Raw genomic sequence first — 12713 nt, 5'->3', positions numbered from 1 at the left:
ATGGCCCACGGGCCGCTCCGGCCCGTTCCTCAGTGGTGGTACCGGTGCACCACCGCGTGGCCCTTGCCGCGGCCGATCATCCACTTGTTGACCGGTGTGGTGGCGACGAAGGCGACGGCGAGCGAGAGCGCGAGCGCGCCCCAGAACAGTGCGTCCAGGAGGGTGGCGTCCATGGCGCCCGGCCACAGCGCGATCACGCCGTTGTCGATCAGCTCCATCACCGCGATGGACAGGGTGTCGGCGGCGAGGGCGACCCGCAGGGCGGTGCCGAAGTCGACGCCCGCCTTCAGGATGGAGCGCAGGGTCAGCGTGTAGCCGAAGAAGAAGGCCAGGACGATGGCGAGCGCCATCGTGGCCATGTTGCCCCAGCCGAACGCCGTGCCGATCACCATGCCGAGGATCTCGCCGATGGCGCAGCCGGTGAGGCAGTGCAGCGTGGCCCGCGCGGCCATGGCCCAGCTCACCTTGCCGGGGCGATGACCGGCGTGGGCGGAGTGGTCCATGTGGCTTGCGTGGTCTGCGTGCTCTGCATGGTCTGCGTGTTCGGTGTGGCCTGTGTGTTCGGTGTGGTTTGCGTGGCCCGAGTGGTCTGCATGGCCTGTGCGGTCCGCGTGGCCTGTGTGGTCCGCGTGGTGGCTGTGCTGCCCGTGGTCCGTGTCGTGCTGCATGGCGATCCCCCAATGCCGAGTAGCGGTTCCTGCCGACAGCAGGAACCGTATACCCCCATGGGGTATTCCTCAATGGGGAATCAGTCGTCGCGCAGCCGCTTCAGCCGGGCCACGTCCGCCGCGTGGCCCTCCTTGCCGCCCGGCGTCTCGATGATCAGCGGTACGCCCGCGGTCGCCGGGTGCGAGAACAGCTCACGGAACGGTCCCTCGCCGATGTGCCCGGCGCCGATGTTCTCGTGCCGGTCCTTGTGGGCCCCCACCACGTCCTTGGAGTCATTGGCGTGGATCAGTTTCAGCCGGCCCTCGCCGACCGTCGAGACCAGCAGATCCAGGGTCTGCCGCATGCCCGCCGGACCGGTCAGATCGTGGCCCGCCGCGTAGATGTGACAGGTGTCGAGGCAGATGCCGAGTTTCGGGTGGGCGTCGAGCGCGTCGAAGTACGGGCCGAAGTCCCAGGTCCGGGAGCAGAGCGAGAACCCCTGCCCGGCCGTCGACTCCAGCAGCAGAAACGGGTCGTCGTCATGGGTCAGCTCGTCCAGCAGCGGCCGCATGTGCGTGCGCACCTGCGCCAGGGCCTGCTCGCGCGGCCGGCCGCCGGTCGCCGATCCGGTGTGCACCACGACGCCCAGGGCGCCGATCTCGCGGGCCCGGCGCAGCGAGTGGCGCAGCGACTCCACGGACTTCTCGACCGTCGCCGCGGTGTGCGATCCGAAGTTGATCAGGTACGGGGCGTGGACGTACGCCGGTATGGACCCGGCGGCGCACTCGGCGCGGAACTGCTCGTCCTGGGCCGGATTGCCGACGGGAGTCGCCCAGCCGCGCGGGTTGGCGACGAAGACCTGGACGGCCTCCGCCCCCATCTCGCGGGCGTAGGGGAGGCCGGCCTTGGCGAGGCCGCCGGCCACCGGAACATGGCCGCCGACTGGGTTGCGCATGTGGATCTAGAGTCCCTTGGTCTTGATGGTGATGGTGCTGCCCTCGGGGGCCTGCTTGCCGCCGTCGACGGACTGGCTCGCGATGGTGTCGCTGAAGGACAGGAACGGGCGGTCGACCTTGACCTCGAAGCCCGCGTCCTTCAGTTCGCTCGTGGCCTCGTCGACGTCCTTGCCGGTGACGTCCGGGACGTCGATCATGCGCGGCCCTTCGGACACCGTCAGCTCGACGGTGTCGCCCTCGGCGGCCTCGCTGCCATCGCCCGGCGACTGCCGGGCGATGTCGCCCGCGACCTCCGGGGAATTGACCCGGCCGGGCAGCACCTTCGCCTTCAGCCCCTTCTCCTTCAGCGCGGCGGTGGCGTCCACCACCGACAGCCCGGTGACATCGGGGACGTCCACCGGGGTGCCCTTGCTGAGGACGAGGGCGATCGCCGAGTCCGGGTGGCGCTCGGTGCCCGCCACGGGGTCCGTACGGATCACGTCGCCCCGTGTCGTCGCCTCGCTGAACTCCTTGGTGACCATCCCGGGCACCAGACCGGCCTTCTTCAGCTCGGCCCTGGCGTCGGCGAGCGAGAGGTCCTGGACGTCGGGCACCTTCACGATCTCGGGGCCGCGCGAGACGACGAGCGTCACCGCGTCGTTGCCCCTGACGCGGGCGCCGGACTCCGGGTCGCTGCCGATGACCTTGCCGCGCTCCACGGTGTCGCTGTAGGACCGCTTGACGCCCTTGAGCTCCAGACCGGCGTCCGAGAGCCGCCGCTCGGCGTTCTTCTCGGTCTGGCCGAGCAGCGAGGGCACCCGGGTGAACTGCCCGGAGTTGATGTACCAGACACCGGTACCGATCCCCAGGGCCAGCAGCACGGCGACGACCACGGCGATCACGGAGCGCCGCGGCGCGCGACGGTCCCGGCCCGGCCCCGCGGTCCGTGGCGGCTGGGGCGGGGGCATCTCCAGCCGGCTGGTGTGGTGCGAGACGCCCTGGCCGGCCGGGAGCAGCCGCGGGATCACGCTGGTGCGGTCCTCGGCGGCGTCGTGCACCTCGGCGGTGGCCTGCGGCGGTACGGCGTCCAGCTGGGCGTCGGTGAGACCGGAGCGGGCCTCCCGGGTCCCGGCGAGCAGCTCGACCGCGTCGAACGGGCGGAGCTCGGGGTCACGGGCGGTGGCGCTCGCCACCAGGCCGTCGAGCGCGTCCGGGAGCCCCGGGACGGCGGCCGACGGCGGCGGGACGGCCTCGTTGAGGTGTTGGTAGAGGACCTGCGCGGGGGTGTCGCCGCCGTGCGGCTTGGACCCGGTCAGCATCTCGTACAGCACGACGCCGCAGGCGTACACATCGGTGCGGGTGTCGGCTGTGCCGTCCTCTATCTGCTCGGGGGCGAGATAGGAGACCGTGCCCAGGAGGGACCCGGTGGTGTCGGTGACGGCGCCGACCGCCCGTACGAGTCCGAAGTCGGCGACCTTGACCCGGCCGTCGTCCCCTATCAGGACATTCTCCGGCTTCATGTCGCGGTGCACGAAGCCCGCCCGGTGCGCCGCGCCCAGGGCGGCGAGGACCGGCTCCAGGATGTCCAGGGCGGCCCTCGGCTGGAGCGCGCCGCGATCGCGCAGCACGTCGCGCAGGGTGCAGCCCGCGACGTACTCCATCGCGAGATAGACGTACTGTCCCTGGGCGCCCTGGTCGAAGACCGCGACCACGTTGGGGTGCGCGAGCCGGGCCACGGACTTGGCCTCCCGGATGAAGCGCTCGACGAACGAGACGTCGGTCGCCAGCGCCGGGTGCATCACCTTGAGGGCGAGCACCCGGTCCAGCCGGGTGTCCACGGCCCGGTAGACCGTGGCCATGCCGCCCACGGCGATGCGGGCATCGACGCGGTAGCGGCCGTCGAGCAGCTGCCCGACGAGAGGGTCCTGGAGGGTCGTATCCACGCAGCGAGTCTACGAGCCGCCACGGACACGGCCCACGGGCCGGGGCACTCCCGGGGCCGTACTGCAGCCGAGCCGTGACAGGGACACGCACTCCACGCCGTACCGGCGGCTCAGAAGGCCGGGCGCTCCGGGTCCAGCACCGCGCGCCCCTCCACCGGCGACGACGCCTCGGCGAAGTGGCGGCGTGGAATCCGGCCGGCCCGGTACGCGAGGCGCCCGCCCTCCACCGCGTGGCGCATCGCCGAGGCCATCAGCTCGGGCTCCTGGGCCCGGGTCACCGCGGACGCCAGCATCACCGCCGAGCACCCCAGCTCCATCGCGAACGCCGCGTCGGAGGCCGTCCCGGCACCCGCGTCGAGGATCACCGGCACCCGGGCCTGCTCGACGATCAGCCGGAAGTTGTGCGGATTGCGGATGCCGAGTCCGGAGCCGATGGGGGAGCCGAGCGGCATGACCGCCGCGCACCCCACGTCCTGGAGCCTGCGGGCCAGCACCGGGTCGTCGTTGGTGTACGGCAGCACGGTGAAGCCGTCGTCCACCAGGATCTCCGCGGCGTCCAGCAGCTCGATCGGATCGGGCAGCAGCGTCCGCTCGTCGGCCACCACCTCCAGCTTGATCCAGTCGGTGCCGAGCGCCTCGCGGGCCAGCCGGGCGGTCAGCACGGCCTCGCCCGCGGTGAAGCAGCCCGCCGTGTTCGGCAGCACGCGGATGGAGAGCCGCCGCAGGACGGAGAGGACCGAACCCTGCACGGTCGGATCGAGGCGCCGCATCGCGACGGTGGTCAGCTCGGTGCCGGAGGCGGTCAGGGAGCGTTCCAGCACGTCGAGGCCGGCCGCCCCGCCCGTGCCCATGATCAGCCGGGAGCCGAAGGTGGCGTCACCGAGGGTGAAGAGGTCGTCCGGCACGGTTCAGCCTCCCTGGACCGCGGTCAGGACCTCGACGCGGTCACCGTCGAGGAGCGCGGTGGCGGACCACCGGCCGCGCGGTACGACGGTCTCGTTGACGGCGGCCGCGACACCGGAGTGCGCGGTGGTGAGCGTGGCGACGAGTGCCGCCAGGGTGGTGCCCCCGGCGAGGCGGCGGACCTCGCCGTTCACGGACACGGAGAGGGCGGCGGCCCCGGGGAGCGGTACGGGCTCGGTCATGCGGGCTGCTCCTGACGTGCGGAGACGGCGGGGGACGGGAAACGGCGCGGGGTGAAGGGGCGGGTCGGCTCGGGCGGCTCGCCGCCGGTGAGGAGCTCGGCCATGACGTCACCGGTGATGGGGGTGAGCAGCACCCCGTTGCGGTGGTGGCCGGTGGCGAGGTGGAGGCCGGGCAGGGCGGTGGGGCCGAGCAGCGGGGCGTTGTCGGGGGAGGTGGGGCGCAGGCCGGCCAGGGTCTCGGTGAGCGGCAGCTCGGTGATGCCGGGCACCAGTTCGTGGGCGTCCCGCAGCAGCTCGTAGACGCCGCCCGCGGTGACGGTGGTGTCCCAGCCCATCTCCTCGCTGGTGGCGCCGACGACCAGCTCGCCGTTCTCGCGCGGCACCAGATAGACATGACTGCCCCGGACCAGGGCCCGTACGGTCCGGCTCAGGAACGGCGCGTGCCGGGCCGGCACGGTCAGCCTCAGCACCTGGCCCTTCACCGGCCGGACCGGCGGCACGGCCTCGTCGGGCACCCCCGCCAGCCGGCCGCTGAGGCTGCCCGCGGCGAGCACGACCTGGTCGGCCACGAGCTCCGTACCCCCGGCGAGCACCGCCCCGGCGGCCCGGCCGCCCACCACGCTCAGGCGCTCCGCCCAGCCGCGGTGGAAGACCACCCCGGCCCGCTCGCAGGCGGTCAGCAGGGCGGCGGCCAGCCGGCGCGGATCGATCTGGTGGTCGCCGTCGACCCGCAGACCGCCCCGGACACCCGGCGCGAGCATCGGCTCCAGACGGCGGCACTCGCGGCCGGTGAGCCACTCCGATTCCAGGCCCGAACGCCGCTGCAGGGCGTGCAGGTCCCGCAGATGGGCGCGGTCGTCGGAGTCCAGTGCGACGGCCAGGGTGCCGCAGGCGCGGAAACCGGTCTCCCGCCCGCTCGCCGCCTCCAGCTCGGCCGCGAAGGCCGGATAGCGGGCGGCGGAGGCGAGATTGAGGCCCAGCAGCAGCTGTTCGCCGTAGTGGAGTTCGGTGACCGCGGCCAGCATGCCGGCCGCCACCCGGGCGGCTCCGCCGCCCGGTTCGGGGTCGGCGACCGCGATGCGCAGTCCGCGTTGCGCGGCCCGCCAGGCGGTCACCAGGCCGATGATCCCGCCCCCGATGACCAGGACATCGGATCCGTTTCCGTTCCGAGAAGAACGCATGGGCTTCCAGCCCCTCCCTTCGCCGGCATGACCCGGATCAGGTTCGTACGGTCGGAGGCCGCCCAGCCTCCCTCTCAGCCCGGTGCGTCCGGGCTCCCGCGAGTGCTTTACGTTGGCCACCCTAAACCCCGTCCGCCCGCCCCAGTAAGGGAGCAGCCGCCGTGGCCCGTTCGCTCGACGGACTCGTCCTGTCACCGGTGGCCGACCAGGCGCCCGGCCAGGTCGGCACCCGTACCCGCTTCACGTACCACGAGGAGGACGGCCGGATCTGGGCCGAGTACGCGGGCGGCGACGTGGTGCGCGGCCATCTCGTCGGCACCCGGACCGGCGACCTGCTCGACTTCCGCTACGTCCAGCTCAAGCAGGACGGAACGACGTCCTGCGGCCACTGCCACTCCACCGTCGTCGACCTCGCGGACGGCCGGGTCCGGCTGGACGAGCGGTGGGAGTGGGAGTCGCAGGAGGGCGGCGGGACGAGCACGGTCGAGGAACTCACCCTTTCCTGACGATCTGTCAGGTGCTTAAGGTGTACGGGTGAGCGAGCAGCAGCAGTCAGAGCAGCCGGACCGGCGGACACGAAGCCGCGTCGTCGTCGTCGGAGCGGGCATGGCCGGGGTGCAGACCGCGGTGGCCCTGCGCGAGCAGGGCTTCACCGGCCCCGTCACCCTGATCGGCGCCGAACCGCATCAGCCCTACGACCGGCCCCCGCTGTCCAAGGCGGTGCTGCTCGGCAAGGCCGAGGACTCCGCCTTCGACATCGACTTCGAGGCGCTGGAGATCGATCTGCAACTGGGCCGCGAGGTCACCGGTGTGCGCCCCGCGGCACACGAACTGGACACCCCGTCGGGCCCTGTTCCCTACGACGTGCTGGTGATCGCGACCGGTGCCGAACCCGTCGTCCTGCCCGGGGTCGAGGGTGTTCCCGGTGTCCACCTGCTGCGCACCCTCGACGACGCGGCACGGCTGCGGCCGGTCCTCGACGAGCAGCACGGCGTCGTGGTCGTCGGCGCGGGCTGGATCGGCGCCGAGTTCGCCACCGCGGCCCGCGCGGCCGGCTGCGCGGTCACCGTCGTCGAGGCCGCCGACCGGCCCCTCGCGGGCGCGATGCCCGCGGAGGTCGCCGCCCCGATGGCCGCCTGGTACGCGGAGACCGGCGCCGAACTCCTCACCGGCGCCCGGGTCGACCGCGTCGAGCCGGGCCGGGTGGTCCTCGCGGACGGCCGTACGGTCCCGGCCGCAGCGGTCGTCGTCGGGATCGGCGCCCGGCCCGCCACCGGCTGGCTGGCCGGCTCCGGCATCGAGCTCGGACCGGACGGATCGGTGACCGCCGACGAAGCGCTGCGCACCTCGCTGCCGGATGTGTACGCGGTCGGCGACTGCGCCTCGTTCCCCTCCGCCCGGTACGGCGAACGCCTGCTCGTCCACCACTGGGACAACGCGCTCCAGGGCCCGCGCACCGCCGCCGCCAACATCATCGGGGCGCTCGCCGGGGACGGCGCGGCGCCGGCGGTCTACGACCCCGTGCCGTACTTCTGGTCCGAGCAGTTCGACCGGTTCGTGCAGTACGCGGGCCACCACGGGAGCGCCGACACCCTGCTCTGGCGCGGCGATCCGGCCGAGCCCGCCTGGTCGGTGTGCTGGCTGCGCGACGGCGTGCTGGTCGCGGTGCTCGCCGTCGGCCGGCCGCGCGACCTGGCGCAGGGGCGCAAACTCATCGAGGCGGGGGCGCGGCTCGATCCTGCGCGGGCCGCCGACCCCTCCGTACCGCTGAAGTCGGCGGTCCGTCAGTAGCGCGCCGCCGGGCGTGCGGAGCGTCCGGAGTGCGGGCAAGCTCTTGGACGGCGGCCGGAATTGGTGCACCGTACATCCTCTGGATCACTCGCCCGCTCCCGGAGGAAGCACATGTTCCGACACAGATGGGTCCGCGCCCTGCGCCGGATCTGCGTGGTCTCGGCCTCGATCGCCCTGGCCGGCGGCGCGCTCGCCGTCCCGGCGAACGCGGGCACCGCCCCGAGGCCCGGCTCCAACCCGGCCGTCGACTACCAGGACCCGGTCGACGCGCTGCCGCCGGTCTCCCGGCCCGACACCGCGCACTGCTCGGTCACGGCCGTCGAGCACGACTTCGGCAACACCCTCGGCGGGCCGCCGTACACCACCACGCTCACCCCGCCCGACACCTGCGAGGGCCCCTGGAACAAGGTCGTCCTCGACTGGTCGGCCAGCGTGAAGGGGCGTCAGTACGATCGTCTCGCCGCGGTGTTCGTGGGCGGCGCGGAGATCTTCCGCACCAGCACCGCCGAGCCCGACGAGGACGGCATCAGCTGGCACGTCGCCAAGGACATCACCGACTTCGCGCCGCTCCTCAAGGACCCGCAGAAGCTCCAGCTGGACCTCGGCAACGTTGTCAACGACACCTACACCGGTGTGTACAAGGTCAGGCTGACGATCACGTACTACCGGGCCGACAAGCACCACCCGGCCGCGCGGACCGCCGACCGGATCGTCCCCCTCGGCACCACCGGGTCCGACAGCGCCCCCTGGATGAGCGTGGGCAAGGGCGGCTCCACCAGCACCGACGTCACCTTCCCGCGCAACCTGACCGCCGCGCGCCTCCAGGTGTACGCACGCGGCGGCGGCTGCGACGAGCAGTGGTTCGACGCGGTCCCCGACGACCTCGCCGCCACCGCCCCGGACTACCTCTGCGGCGGCGGCCCCTACCGCGAGGTGCAGATCGCCGTGGACGGACGGCCCGCGGGCCTCGCCCAGCCGTACCCCGTGGTCTACTCCGGCGGCATCGTCCCGACCCTGTGGCGGCCCGTCCCGGCCATCGACCAGTTCAGGACCGAGGCCTACGACATCGACCTGACCCCCTTCGCCGGTGAACTGGCCGACGGCAGGCCGCACGCCATCAGCATCACGCCGTACGGAGCCGCCGACACCTGGATCGTCGACGGTTCGCTCTTCCTGAGCACGGACGCGCACGCGGCCCGTACGAGCGGCAGGGTCACCGTCGACACGCTCGGCGACGAGCCGGTGGTGAGGACCGTCCGGACCCCGCGCGGCGACGGCTCCACCCATGTCGCCGTGTCGACCGGGCGCTCCTGGAGGATCTCCGGCTACGTCCGGACCTCGAAGGGCCGGGTCACCACCACCGTCGAGCAGCAGTTCTCGTACACCAACGAGGACACGGTCTCCAGGACCGGCCAACAGCAGACGATGCACCAGCGCGACCACGGCGCCACCACGGTGACGACCAGCACCGGCGGGCGCGCCGAAGCCCGGCGGCACGCCTGGTCCTACCCCATCGACGTCGACATGGACATCCCGCTCTACGGCGACTACGACAACTACGAGCTGAACGCGGCCGTCACCCAGCGCCGTGTGCTCCTCGACACGTCCAGGACGGGCTCCGGGCACGGCTGGCGCACGGACGCGGTCACGGACGACACCATGGACTCGACCGGCAACCTCGCCCGCGAGAACGGCGCCGTCCGGGCCGCCGACGGCGCGTCGTCCGAGACGTACCGGGGCACCACCGACACCGGGACCTGTTACGCGCGCTCCCTGACGACCGCGCACGGCTGGGTCACCGGGGACCGGCGGAGCCACTGCCGGGTCCCCGACGTGGTCCGGGAGGCCCTGAAGGGCTGAGTCCGGGTATCGGCTGTCGGTGCGGGATGGCAGGCTTGTCCCCGTGACCGAGATTGACGCAAAGATCGATGCTCTCGTCCCCGCCTGGCTCCACCTGCCCGACATCGCCGAAATGCTCGATGTCGAGGTGACGCGCGTGCGGCAGCTGGTCAAGGAGGGCCAGCTGATCGCCGTACGACGTGGTGAGAACCGGACGCTTCAGGTGCCTGCCGCCTTCATCGACGGCGACAAGGTGGTCAAGGGCCTCTCCGGCACCCTGACGCTCCTGAGGGACGACGGCTACAACGACGCAGAGATGCTGGAGTGGCTCTTCACCCCCGACCCGACCCTGCCGGGCACCCCCGCCCAGGCACTGAGCGAGAATCGCGGCACGGAGGTGAAGCGCCGCGCCCAGGCGCTCGCCGTCTGACCGCCGGCCGCAGGTGAGGGGCGGGCCGCGCGACACCGCGCGGCCCGCGCCCCCGCACCGTCCGGCGCAGGCCGCTCCACGAACGCTCTCCCAGGGGGGAACCGCACCATGTCCACGCCTCGCGCGCTGCTGTCCGACGCCCGGCTCTATCTGTGCACGGACGCCCGCAGGCGCCAGGGCGACCTTCCTGCGTTCCTCGACGCCGTCCTCGCCTCCGGGGTGGACATCGTCCAGCTCCGGGACAAGGGCATGGAGGCGGCCGAAGAGCTCGACCACCTGGCCGTCCTCGCCGACGCGTGCCGGCGCCACGGCAAGCTCCTCGCGGTGAACGACCGGGCCGATGTCGCCCACGCCATCGGCTCCGACGTGCTCCACCTCGGCCAGGGGGATCTGCCGGTGCCCGCGGCCCGCGCGGTTCTCGGCGAGGACGTGCTGATCGGCCGCTCCACCCATGCCCGCTCCGAGGTCGACGCGGCCGTCGCCGAGCCCGGCGTGGACTACTTCTGCACCGGCCCCTGCTGGCCCACGCCGACCAAGCCCGGACGCCACGCCCCGGGCCTGGACCTGGTGCGGTACGCCGCCTCGCTCGACCGGCCGCGCCCCTGGTTCGCCATCGGCGGGATCGACGCCGGCAATCTCGACGAGGTGCTGGACGCCGGAGCCCGCCGGGTCGTCGTCGTGCGGGCGATCACCGAGGCCGCCGACCCGGCCGCCGCCACCGCCGAGCTGGCCAAAAGGATCCGGGCACGCGCCGCGGTGTGATCCGGCCGTCCGGAGGGCGACATCAGGCCGACTGTCCGAAGGATGGACAAACAACCCGTCAATTCGGGCAATTCACGCTGGTCCGGTCCTTTGGCCGTCGTGCTCTGGTTAACCTGCCCGTATGGCCCTTGGCACACCATCCACCAGGACAGATCACGCGCGTACCGTGCGTGAGCTTCTCGCGACCGGCAAGACCTCTTACTCGTTCGAGTTCTGGGCGCCCAAGACCGAGAAGGGCGAGCGGAACCTCTGGAACGCGCTGCGCCGGGTCGAGGCGGTGGGGCCGAGCTTCGTCTCCGTGACCTACGGGGCCGGTGGCTCCACCCGGGCCGGGACGGTGAAGGCCACCGAGCAGATCGCGGCCGATTCCACCCTCACGCCCGTCGCCCATCTCACGGCGGTCAACCACTCCGTCGCCGAGCTGCGCAACATGATCGGCCAGTACGCGGACGCCGGGATCCGGAACATCCTCGCCGTGCGCGGAGACCCGCCGGGCGACCCGATGGGCGAGTGGGTCAAGCATCCGCAGGGCGTGCGGTACGCGGCCGATCTCGTCCGGCTCATCAAGGAATCCGGCGATTTCTGTGTGGGCGTCGCGGCATTTCCCGAGATGCACCCGCGCTCGACCGACTGGGACACCGACATCCGGCATTTCGTGGACAAGTGCCGCGCCGGTGCCGACTATGCGATCACCCAGATGTTCTTCAATCCGGAGGACTATTTGCGTATGCGTGACCGCGTGGTCGCTGCGGGTTGCGAAACCCCGATCATCCCCGAGGTCATGCCGCTGACCAGCGTCAAACAGCTGGACAGATTTGCGCAGCTCAGCAACGCGTCTTTCCCCTCGTCCCTGAAAGAACGCATCCTCGCCGCCAAGGACGATCCCGCCGCTGTACGCTCCATTGGCATCGACTTCGCAACGCAGTTCTGTGCGAGGCTGCGATCCGAGGGTGTGCCCGGACTGCACTTCATCACGCTCAACAACTCGACGGCGACGCTCGAAATCTACGAGAATCTCGGACTGCACAAGCAGTCGTGACCGGCCGTACCCGCCGTGACCCGGGGCGGTGGCCGTAGAAGGGGGCGGGCATGGGCTGGACGGTCCTCTACATCGCGTTCGGAATCGTCGCGCTGTGGCTGCTCGGCGAGGTGCTCCTGCAGTACAAGGCGCGCCTTCGCTGGCGTCTGCTCGCTTTCGGCGGCTTCGGCCTGGTGGTCGTCGGTGTGCTGATTCCGTCGGTGTTCGTCATCGTCCTCGGCACGATCGCCTTCGCGACCGGCCAGACCTACGTCACGCTCTCCTTCCGGCGCGGCTTCTCCACCGGCTGGGCCATAGGGGGCAAGCCCGGTGCGAGCCGTCGTCGCCGGGGCGGCGGCGACCGGGAGGGCCGCGGGCCCACGCTCCAGGTGTCGGACCTGGAGATGGCGTCGCACGACGAGCAGCCTCCGCAGCGAGCGGACGCGGACGCTCCGGCGACCGCGGTCTACGCACCCGAGCCGATGCCGGACGACACCGGGCAGTACGGCGTCTACTCCGACCACCACCGGTCGCAGCAGCAGGGGGCGGACCAGGCGCAGCCCCAGCAGCAGCCGCAGTACGCCGCGTACGACCCGTACGCCGCCCCCGCCGCGTACGGGGCGGAGGGCCAGGATCCGTACGCCGGCCAGGACCCGCTCGCCGGGCAGTACGGCTACGGCACCGAGGGGCAGCAGTACGCCGCGTACTCCGACCCGTACATCGGGACCGGCACCACCGGCGGTCCCGCTCAGTACGACGCGTACGACAGCTACGGCAACGGCTACGACAGCTTCGGCGGCCGGCAGCAGTACGACGCCGACCCCTACGCCCAGCAGTACGCCCCCGAGACGCCGCCGGGCGGTGTCTGGGTGCCTCAGCAGCGCGAGGGCGAGCAGTACCCGGTCGCCCCACCGGAGCCGCCCGCGCACCCCGCCCCGTACCCGAACGGCTACAACAACGGCAACGGCTACGACGAGCAGCAGTACCGCTACTGACGACGCCGACGCCGACGCCGACGCCG

General features: G+C 72.2%; 13 protein-coding genes and 1 riboswitch. Of the genes, 7 read left to right on the top strand and 6 right to left on the bottom strand.

Features of this window, described 5'->3' with window-relative positions; genetic code table 11:
* Nucleotides 1–29 precede the first annotated feature (29 nt).
* The 6 genes from AB0D53_RS12070 to thiO all read right to left on the bottom strand — a co-directional run bounded on the left by AB0D53_RS12070 (nt 30) and on the right by thiO (nt 5852).
* Nucleotides 30–503, bottom strand: a complete 474-nt coding sequence (locus AB0D53_RS12070) for a DUF4396 domain-containing protein (RefSeq protein ID WP_362443832.1) — start codon at nt 501–503, stop codon at nt 30–32.
* Between the two features lie 245 nt (nt 504–748).
* Entirely contained in the window at nt 749–1603 is an 855-nt protein-coding gene (locus AB0D53_RS12065; RefSeq protein WP_362443829.1) for a deoxyribonuclease IV, read from the bottom strand.
* 6 nt (nt 1604–1609) lie between these two features.
* Nucleotides 1610–3526, bottom strand: coding sequence for a Stk1 family PASTA domain-containing Ser/Thr kinase (pknB, locus tag AB0D53_RS12060; protein ID WP_362443826.1), 1917 nt, complete (start codon nt 3524–3526; stop codon nt 1610–1612).
* Nucleotides 3527–3636: 110 nt separating this feature from the next.
* The gene (locus AB0D53_RS12055; RefSeq protein ID WP_362443823.1) at nt 3637–4431 is read right to left on the bottom strand and encodes a thiazole synthase; all 795 of its coding nucleotides are present in this window, start codon (nt 4429–4431) and stop codon (nt 3637–3639) included.
* Nucleotides 4432–4434: 3 nt separating this feature from the next.
* The gene (thiS, locus tag AB0D53_RS12050) at nt 4435–4671 is read right to left on the bottom strand and encodes a sulfur carrier protein ThiS (protein WP_362443820.1); all 237 of its coding nucleotides are present in this window, start codon (nt 4669–4671) and stop codon (nt 4435–4437) included.
* Complete coding sequence (gene thiO, locus AB0D53_RS12045) at nt 4668–5852, bottom strand: glycine oxidase ThiO (protein ID WP_362443817.1); 1185 nt, start codon at nt 5850–5852, stop codon at nt 4668–4670. The genes thiS and thiO overlap by 4 nt, the downstream gene beginning before the upstream one ends.
* A riboswitch (TPP riboswitch) is annotated at nt 5850–5962 on the bottom strand. (Overlaps the previous gene by 3 nt.)
* 51 nt (nt 5963–6013) lie before the next feature.
* Here thiO and AB0D53_RS12040 point away from each other — a divergent pair.
* The 7 genes from AB0D53_RS12040 to AB0D53_RS12010 all read left to right on the top strand — a co-directional run bounded on the left by AB0D53_RS12040 (nt 6014) and on the right by AB0D53_RS12010 (nt 12687).
* On the top strand, nt 6014–6358 hold the full coding sequence (locus tag AB0D53_RS12040; protein ID WP_362443814.1) for a hypothetical protein: 345 nt from the start codon (nt 6014–6016) through the stop codon (nt 6356–6358).
* A 28-nt stretch (nt 6359–6386) separates the two neighbouring features.
* Complete coding sequence (locus tag AB0D53_RS12035; RefSeq protein WP_362443811.1) at nt 6387–7643, top strand: FAD-dependent oxidoreductase; 1257 nt, start codon at nt 6387–6389, stop codon at nt 7641–7643.
* Between the two features lie 111 nt (nt 7644–7754).
* On the top strand, nt 7755–9503 hold the full coding sequence (locus tag AB0D53_RS12030) for a peptide-N4-asparagine amidase (RefSeq protein WP_362443808.1): 1749 nt from the start codon (nt 7755–7757) through the stop codon (nt 9501–9503).
* A 43-nt stretch (nt 9504–9546) separates the two neighbouring features.
* Nucleotides 9547–9912 (top strand): Rv2175c family DNA-binding protein, encoded by a 366-nt coding sequence (locus tag AB0D53_RS12025; protein ID WP_329815399.1) that lies wholly within the window; start codon nt 9547–9549, stop codon nt 9910–9912.
* A 108-nt stretch (nt 9913–10020) separates the two neighbouring features.
* Nucleotides 10021–10674: a thiamine phosphate synthase gene (gene thiE / locus AB0D53_RS12020; RefSeq protein WP_362443803.1), complete on the top strand. Its 654-nt coding sequence runs from the start codon at nt 10021–10023 to the stop codon at nt 10672–10674.
* Between the two features lie 121 nt (nt 10675–10795).
* The gene (metF, locus tag AB0D53_RS12015) at nt 10796–11713 is read left to right on the top strand and encodes a methylenetetrahydrofolate reductase [NAD(P)H] (RefSeq protein ID WP_362443800.1); all 918 of its coding nucleotides are present in this window, start codon (nt 10796–10798) and stop codon (nt 11711–11713) included.
* Between the two features lie 50 nt (nt 11714–11763).
* The gene (locus AB0D53_RS12010) at nt 11764–12687 is read left to right on the top strand and encodes a hypothetical protein (RefSeq protein ID WP_362443797.1); all 924 of its coding nucleotides are present in this window, start codon (nt 11764–11766) and stop codon (nt 12685–12687) included.
* The last annotated feature ends 26 nt before the right edge of the window (nt 12688–12713 follow it).

Source organism: Streptomyces sp. NPDC048295 (assembly GCF_040652135.1).
GTDB lineage: Bacteria > Actinomycetota > Actinomycetes > Streptomycetales > Streptomycetaceae > Streptomyces.
The sequence above is the reverse complement of the archived record's forward strand: the minus strand, read 5'-3'. Positions and strand labels throughout refer to the sequence as shown.

Bases quoted from the DNA above. Each gene is read 5' to 3' on its own strand.
- thiS (WP_362443820.1), bottom strand. From the start codon at position 4,671: ATGACCGAGCCCGTACCGCTCCCCGGGGCCGCCGCCCTCTCCGTGTCC.
- metF (WP_362443800.1), top strand. From the start codon at position 10,796: ATGGCCCTTGGCACACCATCCACCAGGACAGATCACGCGCGTACCGTG.
- thiE (WP_362443803.1), top strand. From the start codon at position 10,021: ATGTCCACGCCTCGCGCGCTGCTGTCCGACGCCCGGCTCTATCTGTGC.
- AB0D53_RS12070 (WP_362443832.1), bottom strand. From the start codon at position 503: ATGGACCACTCCGCCCACGCCGGTCATCGCCCCGGCAAGGTGAGCTGG.
- AB0D53_RS12065 (WP_362443829.1), bottom strand. From the start codon at position 1,603: ATGCGCAACCCAGTCGGCGGCCATGTTCCGGTGGCCGGCGGCCTCGCC.
- thiO (WP_362443817.1), bottom strand. From the start codon at position 5,852: ATGCGTTCTTCTCGGAACGGAAACGGATCCGATGTCCTGGTCATCGGG.
- AB0D53_RS12030 (WP_362443808.1), top strand. From the start codon at position 7,755: ATGTTCCGACACAGATGGGTCCGCGCCCTGCGCCGGATCTGCGTGGTC.
- AB0D53_RS12010 (WP_362443797.1), top strand. From the start codon at position 11,764: ATGGGCTGGACGGTCCTCTACATCGCGTTCGGAATCGTCGCGCTGTGG.